The 20,717-nt window shown below is 41.1% G+C and carries 22 protein-coding genes; 17 read left to right on the top strand and 5 right to left on the bottom strand.

What is annotated here, in order from left to right; genetic code table 11:
• The first annotated feature begins 330 nt into the window (after positions 1–330).
• The 13 genes from G3569_RS16355 to G3569_RS16295 all read left to right on the top strand — a co-directional run bounded on the left by G3569_RS16355 (position 331) and on the right by G3569_RS16295 (position 10,313).
• A complete protein-coding gene (locus G3569_RS16355) occupies positions 331–1,437 on the top strand; it encodes a LolA-like protein (RefSeq protein WP_165271158.1) in 1,107 nt (368 codons plus the stop codon).
• Between the two features lie 173 nt (positions 1,438–1,610).
• Entirely contained in the window at positions 1,611–2,225 is a 615-nt protein-coding gene (locus G3569_RS16350) for a hypothetical protein (RefSeq protein ID WP_165271157.1), read from the top strand.
• A 145-nt stretch (positions 2,226–2,370) separates the two neighbouring features.
• Positions 2,371–3,087 (top strand): DUF4386 family protein, encoded by a 717-nt coding sequence (locus G3569_RS16345; RefSeq protein WP_165271156.1) that lies wholly within the window; start codon positions 2,371–2,373, stop codon positions 3,085–3,087.
• Between the two features lie 408 nt (positions 3,088–3,495).
• Positions 3,496–3,777: a DUF6958 family protein gene (locus G3569_RS16340; protein WP_165271155.1), complete on the top strand. Its 282-nt coding sequence runs from the start codon at positions 3,496–3,498 to the stop codon at positions 3,775–3,777.
• A gap of 224 nt (positions 3,778–4,001) precedes the next feature.
• Positions 4,002–4,682, top strand: a complete 681-nt coding sequence (locus tag G3569_RS16335) for a CPBP family intramembrane glutamic endopeptidase (protein WP_165271154.1) — start codon at positions 4,002–4,004, stop codon at positions 4,680–4,682.
• A gap of 78 nt (positions 4,683–4,760) precedes the next feature.
• Positions 4,761–5,360 (top strand): hypothetical protein, encoded by a 600-nt coding sequence (locus tag G3569_RS16330; RefSeq protein WP_165271153.1) that lies wholly within the window; start codon positions 4,761–4,763, stop codon positions 5,358–5,360.
• Positions 5,361–5,638: 278 nt separating this feature from the next.
• On the top strand, positions 5,639–6,577 hold the full coding sequence (locus G3569_RS16325; protein ID WP_165271152.1) for an amidohydrolase family protein: 939 nt from the start codon (positions 5,639–5,641) through the stop codon (positions 6,575–6,577).
• Between the two features lie 253 nt (positions 6,578–6,830).
• A complete protein-coding gene (locus G3569_RS16320; RefSeq protein WP_165271151.1) occupies positions 6,831–7,040 on the top strand; it encodes a hypothetical protein in 210 nt (69 codons plus the stop codon).
• Positions 7,041–7,456: 416 nt separating this feature from the next.
• Positions 7,457–8,536 (top strand): alpha/beta fold hydrolase, encoded by a 1,080-nt coding sequence (locus G3569_RS16315; protein ID WP_165271150.1) that lies wholly within the window; start codon positions 7,457–7,459, stop codon positions 8,534–8,536.
• Entirely contained in the window at positions 8,520–9,026 is a 507-nt protein-coding gene (locus G3569_RS16310; protein ID WP_165271149.1) for an RNA polymerase sigma factor, read from the top strand. The genes G3569_RS16315 and G3569_RS16310 overlap by 17 nt, the downstream gene beginning before the upstream one ends.
• A gap of 7 nt (positions 9,027–9,033) precedes the next feature.
• On the top strand, positions 9,034–9,699 hold the full coding sequence (locus G3569_RS16305) for a hypothetical protein (RefSeq protein ID WP_165271148.1): 666 nt from the start codon (positions 9,034–9,036) through the stop codon (positions 9,697–9,699).
• Entirely contained in the window at positions 9,696–9,863 is a 168-nt protein-coding gene (locus tag G3569_RS16300) for a hypothetical protein (RefSeq protein WP_165271147.1), read from the top strand. The genes G3569_RS16305 and G3569_RS16300 overlap by 4 nt, the downstream gene beginning before the upstream one ends.
• Before the next feature lie 162 nt (positions 9,864–10,025).
• A complete protein-coding gene (locus tag G3569_RS16295) occupies positions 10,026–10,313 on the top strand; it encodes a YciI family protein (protein WP_165271146.1) in 288 nt (95 codons plus the stop codon).
• Positions 10,314–10,552: 239 nt separating this feature from the next.
• Here the strand turns inward: G3569_RS16295 and G3569_RS16290 are convergent, their stop codons facing one another.
• Positions 10,553–11,509 (bottom strand): hypothetical protein, encoded by a 957-nt coding sequence (locus G3569_RS16290; protein WP_165271145.1) that lies wholly within the window; start codon positions 11,507–11,509, stop codon positions 10,553–10,555.
• 301 nt (positions 11,510–11,810) lie between these two features.
• Between G3569_RS16290 and G3569_RS16285 the strand changes: the two genes are divergently transcribed.
• The gene (locus G3569_RS16285) at positions 11,811–12,212 is read left to right on the top strand and encodes a DUF1801 domain-containing protein (protein WP_165271144.1); all 402 of its coding nucleotides are present in this window, start codon (positions 11,811–11,813) and stop codon (positions 12,210–12,212) included.
• Positions 12,213–12,527: 315 nt separating this feature from the next.
• Entirely contained in the window at positions 12,528–13,304 is a 777-nt protein-coding gene (locus tag G3569_RS16280) for an alpha/beta fold hydrolase (RefSeq protein ID WP_165271143.1), read from the top strand.
• A gap of 1,672 nt (positions 13,305–14,976) precedes the next feature.
• On the opposite strand, the gene G3569_RS16275 is transcribed toward G3569_RS16280, so the two are convergent.
• Together G3569_RS16275 and G3569_RS16270 are read right to left on the bottom strand one after the other, a co-directional pair.
• Positions 14,977–15,579 (bottom strand): cysteine hydrolase family protein, encoded by a 603-nt coding sequence (locus G3569_RS16275; protein ID WP_165271142.1) that lies wholly within the window; start codon positions 15,577–15,579, stop codon positions 14,977–14,979.
• A complete protein-coding gene (locus tag G3569_RS16270) occupies positions 15,569–15,874 on the bottom strand; it encodes an antibiotic biosynthesis monooxygenase family protein (RefSeq protein WP_165271141.1) in 306 nt (101 codons plus the stop codon). The genes G3569_RS16275 and G3569_RS16270 overlap by 11 nt, the downstream gene beginning before the upstream one ends.
• A gap of 127 nt (positions 15,875–16,001) precedes the next feature.
• Between G3569_RS16270 and G3569_RS16265 the strand changes: the two genes are divergently transcribed.
• On the top strand, positions 16,002–16,325 hold the full coding sequence (locus G3569_RS16265) for a MerR family transcriptional regulator (RefSeq protein WP_165271140.1): 324 nt from the start codon (positions 16,002–16,004) through the stop codon (positions 16,323–16,325).
• Positions 16,326–16,353: 28 nt separating this feature from the next.
• Here G3569_RS16265 and G3569_RS16260 read toward each other — a convergent pair whose 3' ends face one another.
• The gene (locus G3569_RS16260) at positions 16,354–17,373 is read right to left on the bottom strand and encodes a cytochrome d ubiquinol oxidase subunit II (RefSeq protein ID WP_165271139.1); all 1,020 of its coding nucleotides are present in this window, start codon (positions 17,371–17,373) and stop codon (positions 16,354–16,356) included.
• A gap of 130 nt (positions 17,374–17,503) precedes the next feature.
• Positions 17,504–18,817, bottom strand: a complete 1,314-nt coding sequence (locus tag G3569_RS16255; protein WP_165271138.1) for a cytochrome ubiquinol oxidase subunit I — start codon at positions 18,815–18,817, stop codon at positions 17,504–17,506.
• A 1,346-nt stretch (positions 18,818–20,163) separates the two neighbouring features.
• Here G3569_RS16255 and G3569_RS16250 point away from each other — a divergent pair.
• Complete coding sequence (locus G3569_RS16250; RefSeq protein WP_165271137.1) at positions 20,164–20,643, top strand: gamma-glutamylcyclotransferase family protein; 480 nt, start codon at positions 20,164–20,166, stop codon at positions 20,641–20,643.
• Positions 20,644–20,717 lie beyond the last annotated feature (74 nt).

Genomic DNA, 20,717 nt, shown 5'->3' with positions numbered 1-20,717 from the left:
ATATATATTTGACTTGGTATTTTCTCACAGCCTCTTCAAAGGGGGTTAGGGGGATTTGCCAGCGTGTTGCTATAACATCCCCCTATTTCTTCCGGGCTATCGCCGGAATTCATTTTCCCCCTTCGAAGGGGGAAGCAGAGTAGTCCCTATCAAATGGGACAAGCAACATCTTCCCCACTGCTCTACCAGAGTGCAGTTTTGGTGGGCAAGCGCCAGTTCCTTGCCCCCTTCCTATTTATTAGTTAAGCTGTCATTAGTAATTAATTCAACGCGTTGATGGCTGCTAGTTATGCGTAATGTTGTTATACAGTTCATCCAATTCTACAGCATATGAAATCTATTCTGATCGGTAATGGAATAAATATACAGTATGGAGGGAAAGAATATCTAAATGGAAATATTATTAGACGTGCAATAAATAATGTTTTAGCCGGAAGTTTTCCGTCAGTAGATTATCCCCAAGAAGTTATGAGATGGATATCTGAACTTAATGGAATTTTTCCAGCGGTACTGCGGGGTGAATTTGATAGCTATGCCTTCGTTAACTTTGAAAAAGAATCCTTGAATGATTTACAAAAAAGGTATGATGCTCAAAAAGAATACAGTGTTTACGAGATTGGGTTAGAGGATTACTTCCTTTTGCATGACCTCCTTTGCTCTAAATTGAATATTCATAATCCTCAAAGAGGTGAAACAAGGGAAGTACTTAAACGCTTTTTTCTTGATGCAATCTATAACTCTGGTAAAATTCAAGAAATTTATCAAAACTTTCCTAAGAGTTTACGGAGCTATCTGGAAGATCATGATAAGATTTTTACTACAAATTATGATCGGAATCTCGAAAACTTTGTAGATTCAAAAATTTACCATTTACATGGCTCCTTTGACGAGTTAAGCGAAACTTATGACATTGAAAGCTTTAGAAACCAGATTTCTGATCGACCTGCCCAAGGTTTTAATATAAATGATGATAATCGGCACCTCTATTCTAATGCCCTTATGGCTTATGGTGGTCAATTAAAAGAATTTGCAAGTAAGAAATATAAACGTGCTAATAATTATATGGATAGTATGGCTGAAGGCTATAAAGACAATCCTGAGATAAAAGAAGAGATCAACGACTGGAAGAATTCGTCAAACTATATAACGCAAAATTTATTTGAGGGAATAACTTTAAAAGCGCAAAACCCTGAACTAAAATTTAAAGACAAATATCCAACTGAAGAATTGGAAAAAGTAAAAGGAACATTGAGAATTTTAGGTCTATCTCCCAACAATGATATTCATCTATTCACATCAATCATTGAAAATAATCAGTTAGAGAAAATTGAATTTTACTGTTTTGATAAAAATGAGGCTGATGAAGTAAGAAGAATGTTTCCCAATAAAGAGATCGAAACTTTAAATGTGATAGAGTTTTGGGGAAGCTTGAACTGAAATGCATCCAGTGGATTAAGGGCCATTCTTGCCCCCTTCTTATTTATTAGTTAAGCTTTTATATTATAATTAATTCAAGACGTTGGCGGCTATGGCTTGTATACAGTCTCCATACTTGTGCGTAGTGGGCCGCGATGTCGTTATATTGACTTAAATAAAATCCGCTCGGATAGATGGGATCAATTCTTGAGGTTATTTCAATTCTACTTTTCATATTCTCTCTATGGCTGGGATATGAAAAAATTGAAACTTCAAAGTTAACCCAATCAATATTGTTTGTTGCTGATCTCTCATTAATTATTGTTGGCGTAATCCAACTTGGCTCTCTAGGAGTCTGGATTGCTTTAACTGCTAATTTCCTCGGAATACTTATTTACTCTGCTCGATTAGCAATGAAAAAAGAAGAGTTACTAGTAAGTGCTTCAACCCAAGGAGGTTTTGAACGTGAAGAAGTTGAAAACTTATATGAAGAACTGGGCGAATCAAATAACATTTTTGAATATGTTGGTCCGATTGAAAGAGCCAAAATTATCTATTTAATAAGCCAGAGAGGAAGAAACCTAGAGGAAATAAAAAAATTAGCAATTGTTATAGCTTTAATCTGGTACGTACAGAAGTTAGACCTTGAAATTTTAGTGAAGAAATTCGACAGATTATTGCGCTTATGGGATAAAACTGTTGATGATGCAATGGATGTTGCAGACACGTTGACAAAAGGGAACCAAATGTCAGCCGCTGATTTTGAAGAAAATTTAGATGCAATGATTGCATTCAAAGATCCTTTTTAAAAAACGCCCCCCAAAAAGGAAAATGTCAGAAAAGCCTCCCGGCACTAGCTTTTTTAAGTTCCGTTCATTATTTAGCTATTCAACATTCGTACGTCCCTTATGTGCAATCTCGCGAGACTGTAAAACTGCTCAACCGGAGTAAAATATGCTTCATTCAAGTGAATATTTGGAAGACCAAAGTATGCTTAAGGTAGGCAGTATTTGTTCAATACTTGCTGGTATTTTGTTTGCTGTGAGCGGTATTGTATTCATCATTTTCCTGCTTGGTCGTTTCGACTGGAACTCGATTGCCTCAATCACACAGTTCTTCATTGATAGACCATTGGCTTCAAAAGCTTGGCTGGTGGTCAACTGGGGGGCTTCGATTGCGTCCTTGTTAGCAATCGCTGGGGTCCTTGCAATTACCGATGTAATGCGATCTACGAATTCCGGCTTAGTGCGATGGCTATCTACCTTAGCGATCATTGGCTATGTGATCATTGCCGTTACCAACACAGCTGATTACTATCAAATCAACCGTCTTGCCTCTGGTTACAATCAGCTAGACGCCGCAGTCAAAGATGCAGTAGATCTCATCGGCATTGCTTCTCTCGATGCAAGCCTGAACCTCAGATTCGTCACCCTTAGTCCCTGGTTTTTCTCAATAGGCTACCTGACTTTTAAAAATAACCGGTTCCCTATTTCCATTGGCTATCTTGGAGTCATTGCTGGAATCGGAGGAATCCTAACATTCATCACATCATTTTTGGGGGATGATCAGATTATATTGATTGCAGCAGTCATTGCTATTGTCATACACCCTATATGGCTTGTCATGACTGGCCTTCACCTTGGGAGACTGGGCCGGGATAAGACAGTTTAATTTGGCAGTATTTTGCCTTGAGTACAGCATTTCAAATCATTGGTACGGACCGGGGATGGCGGCGGGTTTAATATCAAAAAGAAATATAACTAAGCCGATGAGCAACTGGTGAAGGGCCTCAAAAACCATTCCCACCTAAAACATTTTGACTAACCCCCCCCATTCGACTTTTTATTATTGCTATAATTTCATTTATAGTTTATAATATTAAGAATAGATCGTTTAAAAGAATTATGATAATCACTTCATTAAGTGGGGTGACTATTGGGTTAGTTAGTAACTTACCACAAATGAATTGGTATACACTTCCTGTTGAATATAGTTTATAACAACGTGTTTGATCATCTAATTCATTTGTGCTAGTTGGAGTTTGGTTTAGTCTTTACACATTTAAAAACAATGCTAAATATGGCTGAAGAAAAAATAATGACACTCCATCCTCAAGGTAAGCAAGGAGTTAATATCCTAAAAAGAAGATACGATACCATCAAAGAATTTATTCTTCAAACAATAGCTGACCATAAAGAAATTAGCTATGAGGATCTAACAGATTTGGCAGTTGAAAGTTTAGCCGACACATTTGATGGAAAGGTGGTTTGGTACATAGTAACCGTAAAACTTGACTTGGAAGCTCGCGGCATTATTGAACGTATTCCCAAGACTAGTCCACATAAACTACGACTGAAATGATGATGGTCAGTTATCCATAAAGAAGAAGGTGCATAAAAATCATTACTCCGGGCACAAAGGGTTGCAAGGCGGGGGTAATCGTTTACTGCTGCTTCTGCAATGGGTAGCCTAAAGAAACTTCGTGTTTTCATTGCATTTATTGCCTTCAAGATGGAACCCATTAAACAGCAAGCGCTACAGGAATTTTAAAATACAGCGCCTCTATTGAAACAACCATTAATCTCATGAAAAATAAAGTTCATGCTTATTTAAGGAAGCCAACAATTGTCATTTCCATCATATTAATCAGTTCTGTTCTTTCTTATTTAACAGGTGGATTGGGCTATATATTTGGAATAGCTGTGGCTTTGATAACTTTTTGGGCCAGCAACTATAATTGGATTGAATTCGGGATTGGTAAGCTTAAGTGGAGAAAAACATTCGTTCGGGCTGTTTTGTACGCAATGCTGATTTTCATAGTCATGGATTTAGTCATTCAACCGTTTGTTGAACTCCATTGGGGCTCCATCGATTTAAGTCAACTGGATAGTATTCGCAGTAACTTTGGTAATTATTTAATGTTTGTTGTGTTTATGTGGATTGTTGCCGCTTTCGGAGAAGAGTTCTTATATAGAGGCTTTTTTATGAAGAGATTCGCAGAAATTCTTGGCGGTACGAACAGGGACTGGTTAATTTCAGCATTTGCAATATCAACTCTATTTGGTATGGCTCACTTATACCAGGGTATTTCGGGAATGATTACTACAGGATTAATTGGTCTTATCTTGTCGATTATATTTTATAAAAACAGAGACAATTTAACTCTGAATATCCTTATCCATGGTATTTACAATATGATTGGCATAACACTCATTTATTTAGATCGCGAAAGAATGTTTATTGATTGGGTTCTTCAATACTTGTAACTCAATCCCTATTCCTCTTTGTGCTTTTATGTTCAAGTTCCTAAAAATACTTATAAACAGAAATGTAACAATCGAGATATGCAGTCTAAAAAATGGAAAAATTACCTTTTTGAAGGAACCCTGATCGTATTCAGTGTAATGCTTGCGCTGTTTCTGAATCAGGTTGTTCAAAATATTGAAACCTCCAGGCAAAAAGAAAAAGCCATAAACAAGATCACTGCAGAATTAGAAAGAAATCTTAGTGTGCTAGAAAACTGGTTAACGGTTCATGACCGGATCAGAATACGGACCGAACAAATTGTCGCAGGAGAGAGTGACAGTTTAAAACAGCAATTAATTGCTCAGCCATTTTTCAATTTGCAAATACTGACAGATGACCGCAGTTTCATCGATTCTAACCTGAGCAGCACGGCATGGGAGACTGCAAAATCTACTGATATCGTAAATGAATTTAATTTTGAAACCGTGGAAACATTAACCGGTGTCTATGCGCTGCAGGATGTAATATTCAATCAAACAATTCAGGATATATCTAAAATTTTTTTTGAACGTGAAACCCACAATCTCGAAAATATTGATGCAACGCTGATTCAGTTTCAGTTACGGTTTTCAGAACTGGTAGGCCAAGAGAGGCTGCTCATTGAATATTATCGGGAAGTAATTGATGGTTTGAAATAGATACATCAAAACGTTTAACCCGGAGATTGGGCGTACAACCACATAGGATGATGTATTTGTACAGTAGGTTAACAGATCCCTCAATGACGGACAAGTGCCTGTTCCTTATCTGCCTCCCATTTATTGAGTACTCTTAGCATCAAGCGGATTCAGTGCCATTCTTGCCCACTTCCCTTTTTATGGTTAATCTTTCAATTGTAAACAATTTCAACACTCCTGCGCCTGCCGGTTAATCAGCGGGCGTTAGCCCAACTACTTAACAAATAAGGGGATTCAGCATGTGTATCAACAAATACTGTTTGTCATTTTTACTGATCTGTTTTACCAATATCGCGGTAGCTCAAACAGCTCCTCAACAATCACTCCCCATTATTGATGTACATCTGCATGCCACAAATGAAGGATCTAAAAACATAAACTCGGATCTACCATCGGTACTGCAGCATATGAAAGACTATAACGTCGTGTTGTCTGTGTTATCTGGTGCTAACCGAACACTGGCTCGTCAATGGAAAGAGTCGGCCCCGGATAAATTCATAATTGGCCCTACCTTTCCCTGTACCGACGGCACCTACCCAAGAATGTATCCCTGTTTTAAAGAAAACAGCGGTTGGCCTGAGATTAGTTGGTTGGAAAAACAGTACAAAGCTGGACAAATGGATGTAATGGGAGAACTGCTATACGTCTATTATGGTATTAAACCCTCGCATGATCACCTGGACCCCTATTTCAACCTTGCTGCAAAATATTCGATTCCCGTGGGGGTTCATGCAGCTGATGGGCCACCCCCAAAGAAACGCATGTCGGGTTGCTGCCCAAACTTCAATGGGGAAATGGGGAATCCCCTGCTACTTAAACCGGTTCTGGAAAAATATCCGAACCTTCGAATTTGGTTGATGCATGGTGGGGAAGTCAAATTTCATAAACAGGCCATTGAACTTATGAAAACGCACCCCAATGTGTATGCAGATATGTCGATCCTAAACAGTATTTATCCGGATAAAATACATAAAAAGCTCTTAAAAGACTTTATTGAGGCCGGTCTTGGAGATCGCATTATGTTCGGTTCTGATAATGTACCAATAGGTTCAATGATCAAAGGACTAAATTCCTTTAAGTTCTTGTCCGACGAAGAACGTCGCAATATTTTTTATGATAATGCCGCTACTTTTTTTAGGCTCAGCAAGCAAACAATTGCAACACATCATGGCAAGTAATTAAACATTTTGGACTATCCCTTTTGTCAATTCGCCGGTAAGCGGAAGCGGTAGCTGGCAACACAACTATCTAGGATCTTCAGTCGGCACTATATCCTCTGGCGGTTGAAACCGACTGCTACAGGGGAAGCTCCCTTGAAGGGAGCTTTTTTGACAGCGGGATACTTTCGCATCAAGCGGATTCAGTGCCATTCTTGCCCGCTTATTTACTCTTTTATTTGTAATTAATTTGCTGCGTTGGGGCCTGCAGCTTATGCGCCAGTTTGTTATACCACTTACTCCTATCATCTCCACATCCTGGGAAATTTTAATCGAAGAGCTTAGAAATCTGCAGCTTCAATTTATTGAAGTGATTCAACGGATAGAAAAACCTAAGAGAAATTATCCTGGAGCTTGCGGTTCTTGGTCTCCCAAACGAGTTATTGCTGATATAACGGGATGGGATAAAGAAGTCATTCAATAATTTGGCTTTTTCCAAAATGGGCTCAAAAAAGCTATTGAAAACGACATTTATGATGTCTAATAAAGAATACAGAGACTGGATAGAAGTACAAATTGAGCTTTATATTCACCATACTGAGCAACTTAAAAATGGGTGTAGAGTGGTACAATAGCGCATCAACCGGCAACCCCGAAAGTTATACGGAATGGTTTCCGAGATCGATTATTTTAAATTTATAGCCATTTAGTAACTTATAATTTCCGCGCCGATTAAGCCCCGAGTAGTTATAGCACTTTCAATTCGAAATGAATTTATGATTAAGCATTGTATCAATAATCAAGAGCACAGATTTAAAAAAATCAGGAAAAAAGTGTGAGATATTAAATTCTCATGCGAATAATTAGATAAACAGTTAAACAAACACTAATTATTGTCACATGAGAATGATCAATAAACGCACAAAAATTCTTCTCTTTCTCACCATTATTGTATTTACAACAAATTCGACAGCATGGAGTCAGGCATCGGACAGTACCTCTGTTGTGGAAAATGCATTGAAGCTCATCCATTCCCCTGAACCCGAGTTTTCCGCTGTACCACAAACGGATACCGATCCACAGGTACTGGCTGATATGGGTTTTGAACAGGTGTATCAAAATAAGCCGTACCGTTTCAATGTCAGCGATGGTAAAACACTCTTTGCTTACAAATATCCGCAAGAAAACAGCATGACTACCATCCTTTTACTGCATGGAGTTCTTTCCGGCGCATTTATGATGAATAAAACAGCCGGGTTACTCAGAGAAGCAACAGATGCCGAGGTGATAGCGCTGGACCTCAGGGGCCATGGTCAATCCGAAGGTACACCGGGGGATGTTGAAATGATCAATCAATATGCTTTAGATGTGGTGGATGTTATTACTGCTATTAAAAAAGAAAAGTCCGATCAACGTATCATTTTAGCCGGTCATTCTATGGGAGGCGGAATAGCGTTACAGGTTGCTATGCTGAAAAAACCTGATCTTGTGGACGGCTATCTGATGTTCGCCCCTTTGCTTGGATATAAATCTCCGACTATTTCAAAGTCTCCAGCTACTAAGGCCGGAAGAAACAGCCAGCAATTTATGCGTATCCATATCAAAAGGATCATTGGGTTAAAAATGTTAAATTCTGTTGGCAATCATGAGTATGATCACCTGCCGGTGCTTTTCTTTAACCTGCCTGATAAAGTGCCCATCAGAACATATAGCTACCGAGCTAATGAAAGTATGACCCCGGAAGATTATAAAGTTGGCCTTGCAGCTGTGGACAAACCTCTGCTGGTATTGGTTGGCTCCAATGATGAATCTTTCGTAGCAACTGAATTTGAACCGGTTGTTACTGAAAACAGTGACGGAGAGGTTTTGATAATTGAAGGGGCCACACATAACGGCATTCGGCATGATGAAAGAGCTATGACAACGATTAGAAAATGGATTTCTAACCATAAACTGGGTGGTTATGCACGTTGGCAATAACAGCGAGGATTTTCTTAACGCACTCGCATCCCATAAAGGAATAGTATACAAAGTAGCCAACTCCTATAGCCGAAACGACGCCAGCAAGAAAGATCTGATCCAGGAAATAATCGTTCAGTTGTGGCTCTCGTTTGACAAATATGATGATGACTATAAGCTGTCTACCTGGATCTACAGAATTGCCCTTAATGTATCTATCTCCTACTACAGAAAAGAAAAACGAAGGAGAGTAATTAGTCAGCCATTGCCGGATGAATTGCTACATATTGATACCGTGGAAAAGGAAGTAAGCAAGCAGCCGGAAGTTGAAAAATTGCAGCGTTTAATTAAGGAACTCAAGGAGCTGGACCGTGCCATTATAATGCTCTCCCTTGATGGCTACGACCAACAGGAAATTGCGGACATCATGGGGATCTCCGTAACCAATGTATCCACCCGAAAGTCACGGGCTAAAAAAAAATTGCGACAAAAATTTGAAACCGACACCTAATAGCATCATGAAAGAACCTGAATTTGAAGAACTCTGGAAATCATACGATAAGAAACTGGAAGAGAACCTTTCCCTGAATAAAAAAAATGCCCGGGATATCACTTCGTTAAAAGTGCAGTCTCTACTATCCTCAATGAGACCCGTAAAGCTGTTTGCACTCATTACAGGTCTGCTGTGGGTAGGCATTGGGTTCCTTATTATAATCCCGATCTTTTTGTACGGATTTGAATCGGCAAACAAGTTTTTCCTGTTTTCAGCAACAATACAGCTGACCGTAACCGCAGCGGGACTGTGGATCTACCTATATCAACTAATCCTGATAAATCAAACTGATATTACCGAGCCGGTGTTGGAAACCCAAAAAAGACTGGCAAAATTAAAATCGTCTACCTTATGGGTTGCCCAGATTATGTTTCTTCAACTCCCGGTATGGACTACCTTCTGGTGGAACGAAACTATGTTTAATGAATGGAATCTTATTCAGTGGTCTATTGCCCTTACGGTAACACTCCTGGCATTATATGCGGCTGTTTGGCTTTTCATCAATATTGATGAGAGTAACAAAGATAAAAAATGGTTCCAGCTCCTGTTTGGAGATCAAGAGTGGAGTCCGATTATCCATTCAATAGAACTAATAGAACAAATCCAGGAGTACAATGATGAAAATAAATGAGTTTCCAGAATATCTGTTTTAAAATGGGACTGCCCTTCAAAAAGAAAAATGTAAAGCAGAGCCCGTCGAACGGGCCAGCCGGCACCTCCCTCCTTTCTGCTTCGCCGGCCGGTGGTTTCGGTGTAGTTTATCCCCAGTTTATTGCCCCCCTTCCTATTTTATAAGTTACCCTTTCGATTGGTAAACAATTGCCTTCACATAGCCCATAACATTAGATCTGCTTTACCAAAAGAGGTTCTGAATCATGAGCAATTAACACGTAGAATAGTTACTATGGTTCACTGGACATAATTCGAAACCACAGAAAAAATTAAGAGGTATCAATATTGAAGAATTTTCTAATTTTACATTACGGCTTTGAAAATCCTACGCCAAAAGATATGGCTGCCTGGAATCAGTGGTTTAAATCAATTGAAGCTATTCAGGTCGACCGAGGTGGGCTTCGAGGTGGACTAGAAATATCAAAATCAGGAACTACCGATCTCCCCTTTACTAAAGATTCTATCACCGGTTACACTGTTATTGAAGCGAGGGACCTCGATGAAGCAGAAAAAATAACTGCGAAATGTCCTATTGTTGATAGCACAGGGGTGTATGAAATACACAGAGGCTAAAACCCTCCTTTTAAAAGGGGGATGCCCCCTATAAAGTCCAGTCCCAGCCTGCGAGGCACCTCTGACAACCGGGGTCGGTGTCCTATTCTGGTATCCATGATTGCTGACCTGAAATAGAACAACCGACGTTAAATATTGGTATTTATAGCCCGTCTAAATTGGCTATATCAAACAGACCGGTTAAACCTCTTCTACCTAAGCTGAGATCTTCTACCCAAACTTAACAACGGTAACCATAATTAGTACTCAGATTCAGAAGATACTGTAAACTCTTTGAACGTAGCTTTGCTGACGGGTTGCTCCGATATCCAGGCATATCGGCCCGGTTCCAGCTCTACGGTAAAGTAGGCCGTATTACCTTTTGGCATTTCGTGGGTCCCTCCTATGAAAGTAGTGGGAGCTGGATCCTCAGCGGTAGAAACAAGCCCTTGAGCATTATTAAAGTCTATCCAGCTTTTTATATCCTCTGGATTATCATTTTCGCCTAATTTAGCAATATGCACATCTCTGGCGATCATCCCGGGATTTTCTTCATTAAACTGCACTTTAACCAGATGTTTGCCCGGGCTTATCTCCCCTTCGATATCCAAGCCATCATCGGTGGTAGTTACTACTACAGAAGGTGACTGTGGTGGTTGGACTTCCGTTGTATCAGAGGTAACATGTAGGTCTCTGGTCATCCCTTTCGTCCAGTGAAAAGTACCGTCAGCTGTTTTTATGTAACATTCCATTACATAACTGCCAGGCTTCATAAAAAGGGTGGTTTCGGTGGTCTGGCCGGGCGAAACGAATCCGGCGCCCCCGCGAAATACGACTTTCCCAAACCAGTCCGGAAGTTTCGAAAAGACTTCCTGCGCCGAGTCTTGTTTTCCCTCCATCAATAAATAAGAGGATTCCTGAAATACCGGACTTATCTCTGACAATAAATCTTCACTTGTCTTCCCTTTTGGCAAGTAATCAAAAAACAAAAAGTGCACCATTGGACTTTGATTAATGAATCTAAATGTAGTCCAACCAGCCGGTATAGTATCGGTTTCAGTTTTAAACAGGTGACGATCATTTTCGGCTTCGTAAATTGCACTAACCTCCACTAAAGTACGTCCGTCATCTGATGTTTTCTTCTCTTTCTTTTCGGTACAGGAAAGTAAACTTACGAATAGTATACCGAAGAGCACTGCTTGATAGAAATATCTCATAACACCTTTTTTAGTTTAACCCTTGTTTATTCAACCCTTTATATGTGAATATAGTAAACAAAAAACGGATAGCTTGAAAATTATATTTACTGATTCACATCTTATCCAAATAATATGTCTCCCTTTTTTAAAAGAAATCAATTAGCCTGCAAGCCAATAAGTATCAATTAGTATTAGCTCTTTTTTCAATATATTTTTTACTTACATTCTCTACTAAAAGCAAAAGCTCACACTTTTTTCTACAATTGCAGCTGATTTTTTACTATTTAAAAACTAACAATTCATCATTTAGAGAATATTTATGGAAAGTGAAGTCAAACAAAAATTCAGCTCATACCCTGATCATATAAAACCTAAGATGGAAGCACTCCGTAAGCTCATTTTGGAAGTAGCGCGTTCAACGGAGGGCGTTGGAGAGCTGGAAGAAACCTTAAAGTGGGGTGAACCGGCCTATCTTCCATCCCAAACAAAGAGCGGCACCACAGTAAGGATTGATTGGAAATCAAAAAGTCCCAAGCAAATAGGTATGTATGTGAGTTGCAATACCAGTCTGGTTCGTACCTTCAGGTCAATGTTTGAGGATGAGCTGCAATTCGAAGGAAACCGAGCGATTGTATTTCCGGTTGATAAACCAATCCCCAAGAAACAATTAATGATCTGTATACAAATGGCATTCCGGTATCATCTTGACAAAAAACAATAATGAATATTCCAGCACTCCCAACTCGATTACTTGTGAAGTAGCGTATCATCTTCCATCATCCCGCCTAAAAGAATTATCTACACGGACATATTCCATCTTTCTCAAATGATTGGTCTTGTGATAGCCATACCTCTTCAACAGCACCGACCAGCAAAGCTGTTCCATTGAGGGCCTAAGATCACTTATCATTCTCCATATAAAAAGCATTTCAAAGTACTGGACTTTTCGGATTGCCTTCTTTATTTACTGAGTCACTATTCTGCATCTTCAATACTGGTACAAGCTGCCTTATTTATCTGAATTCTGACTAATAACATGTGTACTGATCTCAACTTCTCCCTCGATGAAATTGCCGTAAAAAAGGTCCTGAATTACCCGAACCGCCCTACCCTGGTCTTTCTGCATGATTCCCTGGGCTGCATTGAACTCTGGCGGGATTTCCCGGAAAAAGTAGCAGAACGTACAGAATGCAATCTAATCATTTATGATCGGCAAGGATATGGGCAGTCACCGCCCTTCTCCTATTCCAAACGTGATAACAACTATATGGAGCTGGAAGCCGATATCTTACACGAACTGCTGGATTTCTGGGATATTGACGATGCCATTCTTTTTGGTCATAGCGACGGTGGTTCAATAGCCTTAATGGCGGCCGCAAAGTATCCCGAATCAATTTTGGGGATCATAACAGAGGGTGCCCATATTTTTGTGGAGGATATTACTATCAGTGGGATCAAAGAAGTTATAAAGCGATACGAAAAAACGGATTTAAAAAAGAAACTGGCAAAATATCACGGAGATAAAACTGATGATATGTTTTGGGCCTGGGCCGACACCTGGACATCAGACCGCTTTAAGAAGTGGAATATTGAAGACTTTTTACCATCTGTTACCTGTCCCTCGATGATTATACAGGGAAATGAGGATCAATTTGGCAGTCTGGAACAGGTCCATACTATTGTTAATCAGACCAGTGGAAGATCAGAAGAGCTGGTCATCCCCGAAACCAAACATACGCCCCACAAAAAACGGCCTGAACTCGTATTATCTGAATCCGCAAAATTTATTCAAGAACTGGTAGAGTATTCCTAGCGATTCTCAAATATTATGAAAATTACTGAACAGTAAAGGTAATAAAGGTAAATCATCATCGATATAATCTGAGTTCAGCTGATAACTGCAACATGAAGTAAGATCCCGGTGAAACCTCTCAGAGACCTTCCGCCAAGCAGCTTATATTAATTCTGTCTGGCTAAACCACTGCGATCAACTGGCCAGTGGTGAAGTTGCAATTCCAGTTCGGCAACCACCCCTAACCCCTCCTTGATAAGGAGGGGAACTTTGTAGCTGAGATCTAAAACTAATAGCATAATACATTTAAAGCAGTTCCTATATTTTAAGGCCGAAAATCCTAAGCCTTCATTACTGGCATGCTAACCCACTCCTGGCCTCTCCCTACTTCTCGCAGGGAGAGGAACGCTTATCTACAATATGTGCTAGGTTTAAATGCGCATATCCCTTCAGAGAATCTCGGTTTAATTTCCGGCTGATCACTTAATAAAAAAGTCTCTTCCCCTGACTCCAGGGGAAGAACAAGAAGGGGTCAGAACAAACAACCGAATCTGCTAAATATGTACCCTTTTTCCCTGTAGAGCAGAACCCAACTTTTGATTAGTGATCAAAATACCAAATCGACATGTCTTGGCTCGTCTATTTCTCCTCCTTATGAAGGAAGGGACCAAGAGGTGGTTGGAAATAATGGGGATTGGGCTGGTTAAAGGTCGAAAATCCTAAGCCTTCATTACTGGCATGCTGACCCACTCCTGGCCTCTCCCTACTTCTCGCAGGGAGAGGAACGCTTATCTACAATATGTGCTAGGTTTAAATGCGCATATCCCTTCAGAGAATCTCGGTTTAATTTCCAGCTGATCACTTTATAAAAAAGTCTCTTCCCCTGACTCCAGGGGAAGAACAAGAAGGGGTCAGAACAAACAACCGAATCTGCTAAATATGTACCCTTTTTCCCTGTAGAGCAGAACCCAACTTTTGATTAGTGATCAAAATACCAAATCGACATGTCTTGGCTCGTCTATTTCTCCTCCTTATGAAGGAAGGGACCAAGAGGTGGTTGGAAATAATGGGGATTGGGCTGGTTAAAGGTCGAAAATCCTAAGCCTTCATTACTGGCATGCTGACCCACTCCTGGCCTCTCCCTACTTCTCGCAGGGAGAGGAACGCTTATCTACAATATGTGCTAGGTTTAAATGCGCATATCCCTTCAGAGAATCTCGGTTTAATTTCCGGCTGATCACTTAATAAAAAAGTCTCTTCCCCTGACTCCAGGGGAAGAACAAGAAGGGGTCGGAAAATAGCAGCCAACCTGACTTGCAAAAGGTATAGCCCTTTTCTCCTCTAGGCCAGAACCCAACTTTTGATTAGTGATCAAAATACCAAATCGACATCTTTTGGCTCTTCTGTATTTCCTTATGAAGGAGGAGACCAAGAGGAGGTTGAAAAAAACGGGTAGTTAGGCTATTCAAAGGTCGAAAGTCAAGACTTCACTATTGGCATGCTGACCCACTCCTGGCCTCTCCCTACTTCTCGCAGGGAGAGGAACGCTTATCTACAATATGTGCTAGGTTTAAATGCGCATATCCCTTCAGAGAATCTCGGTTTAATTTCCGGCTGATCACTTAATAAAAAAGTCTCTTCCCCTGACTCCAGGGGAAGAACAAGAAGGGGTCAGAACAAACAACCGAATCTGCTAAATATTTACCTTATCATTGATAAACTCGTCGGTAGCAATATGGGCCCCAAAATGAGGAACAACGTGATTTAAGACGTAATTCTTCTGCTCTGCCGTAAATGCAGCGGAAGCATCCGATATCAAAATGGTGTTGTATCCCCTGTCGTGAGCTTCCCGAAGGGTCGACTCTACACATACGTGCATGGCATAACCGGTCAAATAGAGCGTATCGATATTGTTATTGCGCAGGTACACATCCAGGTTGGATCCTGCAAAAGCGCTACTGCCAACCCTACCGGAAACCACAAATTCATTATCTGCAGGTGCCAACGATTCATAAAAATTACTACCGCTTCCATCCCGGGGAAAGGTCCCTGCATTGGGGATCGCATTTCGCAACCCAAGGCTACCCTGCCCCATCTCCGGGTAACCGGACTGAAATTGCAATCCAACATGCACAACGTTTCGATTCTTTTCCCGGGCATCAGCCAAAAGACGTTCCAGATTCTTTACCGACTGCTCAAAAGGCTGTTCATCTTCAATATATCCCCGAAGTTTGCCATCACTTGCCAACCATTCATTCTGAGTTTCAATAAGTATAAGTGCTTCGTTATTCATCATTTTCAGTAGTATAAATTTGGGATTCCTGTTTTTGCTGTTGATAGGGTATTATGAGGTCAAGCATTGCTTCATGATCATCCGAAGAAGACCACTCTCTTAATTGATCCAGCTCTTCAAAAGTGAGATAAAGCAGGGTGCGGTCGTTTTGTTGAGGATCAAAAATTCGTTGTAACGACCGAAATCCTTCGTAGGAATCAAGGACATTTCGCACCTCTTCAATCCAGTCATCAAAATATTCTCTGCCATCCCGGTTAAGGAAATGTTCAACGATGACAACCACAGCATTACTTTCCATATTGTTGAATATCTTCTTATCAAGTAGATATTTTACTTTTATTGCAGATTATCTACAATTGATAATAACGGGAGTTATTAGTAACTTTTCAACAATTATTGTAAATAATCTACAATTGCGTTATTTAATGGAAAACAAACCCAGTAAAGAAGACCTGGCATTCGATTTTGATTTTTTGGATAAGCTCATCGTGGGCATCGGAGAGGTTTCCGATATAACCGGCGTTCCTACCCGGAAAATCCGCTATTGGGAGGATAAAGGAATCATTCATTCCTCTAGTGAATCGGGCAAAAACAGGCGATTCGACTATAAGAACATCAAAAAGATACTGCTGCTTAAAGAGCTGGTTGATGAAGGCTATACCCTTGAGGCTGCGTCAGAAAAGGTTAGTAAGCGCATGGAGATGATTAATAAGGCCCTGGCCTCCCTTAAAAAGAAAGCGGATGAGTAACCTTATCCTATAGCTCCTTTGCCCAACCTTAGTTGGGGCTCGTATTGCTCCTGAATTGCTTTCCTTTGAAGGTCTTCATCAGGAAATAGAGAAATGGAAGGATAATACAGGAGCCTACTATTAAAGCTATCACAAGCTGGAATAAAGTAGCCGAGGGTGCCGCGGTATTGTAAAAGGTTAAGGCTGCTTCTGATCCCTCCATGTTAATAACTACCGGGTACTGTATCCAAAACCAGGCCAGCAAAATAAGAACGACCTGACCAGCAGCCAATATTCGAGACCATACAACCTTTGCACCACGAAGGCTCATCCACAAAAGAGGTAACATGAGGGTCGCAACCGCAGCGGCAGTCAGCGCTACCGGGGAGTTCAAAAAGATGTCAAATAAAGGTAAGCCGTTGAACCCGGCAGCGACAAATACCAGTGCCCCTGTGATTACCGCTGCTCCATTTAGCTGTTTGGCAGATTGTATATAAGCATTGCGCTGCTCTGAATCAGTGGTTTCTCCAATCAGGTAAACTGCTGCTAAAAAGGTAAACAGTACCAGGCAAAACAATCCCACGGAAAAAGAGAACAGGTTCAACCAGGGAGCCATGAATGCCTGGTAAAAAGTATCAGCCTCGGGACTCATATTCCCCAGCATGACAGCCCCGACGAGCATCCCCAACACAATGGGCGTGACCACACTCGAAATTTTAAAGATTGCGTTATAGACTTGGTTACTTTGATCTTTAATGGCATCGTAGTTCATAAAAGTAAAGGCCGTGCCTCGGAATATTATACCAACCAACATAATGAGCAATGGGATATGCAGATGTAATGATATGGTGGAGTAAATTTTGGGAAATCCCATGAACAAAATGACCACCACAAGTATCAGCCAAACGTGGTTGGCCTCCCACACGGGCCCGATGGCATGGGCGATCGTTTGCCGGTCTTTTTTTCCTGATATAAGTTCTAAAACCCCCGCCCCGAAATCCGCACCGCCAAAAAGAACATAGAATACCAGTGAAAGTCCCAAGAAGAATATGGTGATATTTATGAGCATGGTTTTTCAGTTTACAGTGAACAGTTCATCAGTTTGCAGTTAACATTAGTCAGTTGCCTTCACCGTCTTTCATCAAATTATATTTTATCTGTGCTCGCAATTCCTAATTACAAAATTCCTAATTCGTAATTTAATGTGCGGATTCATAGCGATCACTCAAGGTGATAATCTGCCGGTACATTAGCCAGCTGACAACCGCAGTAAGCAGCAGGTACAGCACAGTAATCATGTAAAAAGAGTAGCGCAGCCCGGGCATAGGCGACAGTGCCTCTTCTGTTTTCATAATTCCATAGATAATCCATGGCTGGCGTCCCACCTCGGTGACGGTCCACCCGGCCTCAACGGCAATAAATCCCAGCGGCGTACAGATGCCCACTAACCACAAAAACCACCGTCTTTGAATGAGCTCATTCTTTCGCCACAGAAAGTAGAAGTACAGCAGGCCTACGAGCATCATCAACACGCCTGTGCCAACCATAACCTGGAAGGCAATATGAGTAATCAGCACCGGCGGCCACTCCTCCCGCGGGATTTTATCAAGACCGGTAACCTCGGCATCAAAATCACCATGGGCCAAAAAACTGAGCATATAGGGAATTTCAATCGCATAGTCTACCTCTTCTGCTTCTTCATCGGGAATGCCACCCAAAATCAGTGGGGCCGGCTGTGAGGTTTTAAAATGTCCCTCCATAGCTGCCAGTTTTGCCGGCTGACGTTCGGCTACATCTTTTGCTGCATAATCACCACTCAGCGGCTGCAAGATAGCTGCAATACCGCCTACAAGCAGCGCAATTTTAAATGCTTTCTGATGGAAGAGGTTATTCCGGTCTTTGAGCAATAGCAACGCATGCAGGCCGGCTACGGCAAAGCCCGTTGCCACAAAAGCCGCCAGCGTCATATGCAGGGCCTGCGAAAACCAGGCGTCATTAAACATAGCTGCAACGGGATCAATATTTATGGCCTCCCCGTTTACCCAGTCGAAACCGGCGGGGCTGTTCATCCAGGCGTTGGCGGCAACTACGAAGATACCCGAAGCCACGCCCGATATTCCCACAACTAATCCCGTACCCCAGTGCACCCAGGGACGGAGTTTATCCCAGCCATATAAAAACAACCCAAGAGCAATCGCCTCTACAAAAAAGGCTGTGCCTTCCCAAGAAAACGGCATCCCAAAAATAGGTCCGGCATGTTCCATAAAGGTGGGCCACAACAGCCCCAACTCAAAGGAGAGCACTGTCCCCGAAACGGCCCCCGTTGCAAAGAAAATGGCCACTCCCTTGGACCAGGCCTTGGCCAGGTCGCGATACACCTGCCGCCCGGTTTTTATCCATTGATATTCGGCGATGGCCATTAAAAACGGCATGGCCATACCGATGCATGCAAAAATGATGTGAAAGCCAAGCGAAACAGCCATTTGTAAACGGGCAGCGAGCAGATCTTCCATAACCAGATTTTAGCCTACGGGTTAACACTGTTAAGGGATAGAACCAATCAATTTATTATGAAGCATATATGAATATGCATATAAATATTAGATTAATTCTGATATCAGCGCTATCTGCTAAGAGTAATTTCAAAAGTGTATCCAGCTCTAATAGACTTTTAGCATTCTTCTCGTTATTGTCTACTAATAACGTTCATCTAGTTCTCTATATTAATAAACATTTATTCATTATGGTAAACCGAAAGGCTTCTCTCACCTTCATCCTGTTATCAACGCCTGTCATTGCGAATAAAGTGAAACAATCTACCTGAAATGATTTGGGTAATGCATGAACGCTTTTTTTGACGCTAGACGAACTTATTCTGTGAGATATCCCCGACTCCGCTACACTCCTCTCGGAATAACATGTTTTTTCAATCGGGGGGTCTGGGGGAATCGCGGGAAAAACTTGCCAGCAGCAACTACCGGGATAGAGCAGTACGCGATCTTATTTTTTAAACTTGAACAAAATCTACGATTCCCCCAGCAGTTTTTTCGCTGTGCCCCGTTCGACGTGGTCTATTTTTTGCTGACAAAAAATGGACAACACATTTAGTGGAGACTTATTCCAGCTATTTAACACTATACTCTCACAAATCGTAAACGGCCATCAATATGGGAGGCGATCCTTGTTATCTTTATTAAGTCAATAGGCCCACCCCACCCCGTACCTCGGCACCACTCCCCGAAGGGATTTTTCTTTGCTCTTAGCTGCTACGCAATCCTTTTCAAGGAGATCCTGAAAGAGATACTTCGGCAGGTCAACCTATGCCAAGGCTTCGGTTGATATACTCAGTACATGGTTCAGGATGACATTGCTTTTAAATTTCAAAACCAACGCTTCCCTCGGAATGGCCTGATTTTGTCAGAGAAAGGGGGTTCACTCCCTAAGGATTAGGAAGGGATCAAGGGTGGGTCATAAAAAATCTTTCAAAATCCTGCTTTATATCATTCGCCGGACGACAATACCAGTCGTCCGACGAGAGATGGGGTTGTGCTTGTTTTTCAACTGAGTTACCAGACAACCCCCATTCAGATTCTGCCTCTGAGATCTGGTTTTAAAACTTCTAATTTGACCCCTTGCTAATTATTTAACCCTCAGAAAGAAAAACAGGTATCGTCACTGTTTAATGTAATCCGTTCTTAATAAACGCAACCATCATCGTTATCACTTATGAACAGTTGCATTGAATGAAAAAGAAGAAAAATTCATTCTTTTATTTACCGAGCAGTATTATCAACAGTTGATAGATGAAGGGAGCACACTGTTGGAAAACTATTTTCAAAAAGAATAGACCTAAGAATCTATGCTTTATTTTGCCTATGGTTCAAATATGTGTAGCAAAAGACTAAAAAAGAGAGTGCCATCTATGGTAACGGTTACCATTGCTGCTCTACCGGGCCATCAACTGGCATTTAATAAAGTCGGTAGCGATGGATCCGCAAAATGTAACCTTGCCTCCTCTGAAGATTTTATCACCTATGGTGTTATATTTCAGATCGATGACATACAGAAGTCTACTCTCGACCGCATTGAAGGCAAGGGGTACAAGAATGTCCGCATAGATGTGGAAACCCATGCAGGTGTTTTCGACGTTTTTACCTACCGTGCCAAAGAATCGTACATCGATGATACCCTTTCCCCTTATAATTGGTATAAATCGCTGGTTGTTGCGGGGGCCAAAGAACACGACTTACCAGCACACTACATCAAAAGTATTCAGGAGATCAACTCTATTCCGGATACGGAAACTAAACGAGCCCAGGCTCACCTGCAGCTTTTATAAGCTAACTTTACAAACTTCATTTCGGTTTTAATACATTCCCAATACCATATTTAAGCATCTGCTATATTCTTAAA

The organism is Fodinibius halophilus, from assembly GCF_011059105.1.
In the GTDB taxonomy this organism is placed as follows: Bacteria; Bacteroidota; Rhodothermia; order Balneolales; family Balneolaceae; genus Fodinibius; species Fodinibius halophilus.
The sequence above is the reverse complement of the archived record's forward strand: the minus strand, read 5'-3'. Positions and strand labels throughout refer to the sequence as shown.

Excerpts from the sequence above, each read along its gene's own strand:
- G3569_RS16270 (WP_165271141.1), bottom strand. The coding sequence starts at position 15,874 with ATGGAAAGTAATGCTGTGGTTGTCATCGTTGAACATTTCCTTAACCGG.
- G3569_RS16310 (WP_165271149.1), top strand. The coding sequence starts at position 8,520 with ATGCACGTTGGCAATAACAGCGAGGATTTTCTTAACGCACTCGCATCC.
- G3569_RS16285 (WP_165271144.1), top strand. The coding sequence starts at position 11,811 with ATGGAAAGTGAAGTCAAACAAAAATTCAGCTCATACCCTGATCATATA.
- G3569_RS16325 (WP_165271152.1), top strand. The coding sequence starts at position 5,639 with ATGTGTATCAACAAATACTGTTTGTCATTTTTACTGATCTGTTTTACC.
- G3569_RS16350 (WP_165271157.1), top strand. The coding sequence starts at position 1,611 with ATGGGATCAATTCTTGAGGTTATTTCAATTCTACTTTTCATATTCTCT.
- G3569_RS16250 (WP_165271137.1), top strand. The coding sequence starts at position 20,164 with ATGCTTTATTTTGCCTATGGTTCAAATATGTGTAGCAAAAGACTAAAA.
- G3569_RS16255 (WP_165271138.1), bottom strand. The coding sequence starts at position 18,817 with ATGGAAGATCTGCTCGCTGCCCGTTTACAAATGGCTGTTTCGCTTGGC.
- G3569_RS16260 (WP_165271139.1), bottom strand. The coding sequence starts at position 17,373 with ATGCTCATAAATATCACCATATTCTTCTTGGGACTTTCACTGGTATTC.
- G3569_RS16290 (WP_165271145.1), bottom strand. The coding sequence starts at position 11,509 with ATGAGATATTTCTATCAAGCAGTGCTCTTCGGTATACTATTCGTAAGT.
- G3569_RS16275 (WP_165271142.1), bottom strand. The coding sequence starts at position 15,579 with ATGATGAATAACGAAGCACTTATACTTATTGAAACTCAGAATGAATGG.
- G3569_RS16335 (WP_165271154.1), top strand. The coding sequence starts at position 4,002 with ATGAAAAATAAAGTTCATGCTTATTTAAGGAAGCCAACAATTGTCATT.
- G3569_RS16305 (WP_165271148.1), top strand. The coding sequence starts at position 9,034 with ATGAAAGAACCTGAATTTGAAGAACTCTGGAAATCATACGATAAGAAA.
- G3569_RS16280 (WP_165271143.1), top strand. The coding sequence starts at position 12,528 with ATGTGTACTGATCTCAACTTCTCCCTCGATGAAATTGCCGTAAAAAAG.
- G3569_RS16355 (WP_165271158.1), top strand. The coding sequence starts at position 331 with ATGAAATCTATTCTGATCGGTAATGGAATAAATATACAGTATGGAGGG.
- G3569_RS16320 (WP_165271151.1), top strand. The coding sequence starts at position 6,831 with ATGCGCCAGTTTGTTATACCACTTACTCCTATCATCTCCACATCCTGG.
- G3569_RS16315 (WP_165271150.1), top strand. The coding sequence starts at position 7,457 with ATGAGAATGATCAATAAACGCACAAAAATTCTTCTCTTTCTCACCATT.
- G3569_RS16330 (WP_165271153.1), top strand. The coding sequence starts at position 4,761 with ATGCAGTCTAAAAAATGGAAAAATTACCTTTTTGAAGGAACCCTGATC.
- G3569_RS16345 (WP_165271156.1), top strand. The coding sequence starts at position 2,371 with ATGCTTCATTCAAGTGAATATTTGGAAGACCAAAGTATGCTTAAGGTA.
- G3569_RS16300 (WP_165271147.1), top strand. The coding sequence starts at position 9,696 with ATGAGTTTCCAGAATATCTGTTTTAAAATGGGACTGCCCTTCAAAAAG.
- G3569_RS16340 (WP_165271155.1), top strand. The coding sequence starts at position 3,496 with ATGGCTGAAGAAAAAATAATGACACTCCATCCTCAAGGTAAGCAAGGA.
- G3569_RS16265 (WP_165271140.1), top strand. The coding sequence starts at position 16,002 with ATGGAAAACAAACCCAGTAAAGAAGACCTGGCATTCGATTTTGATTTT.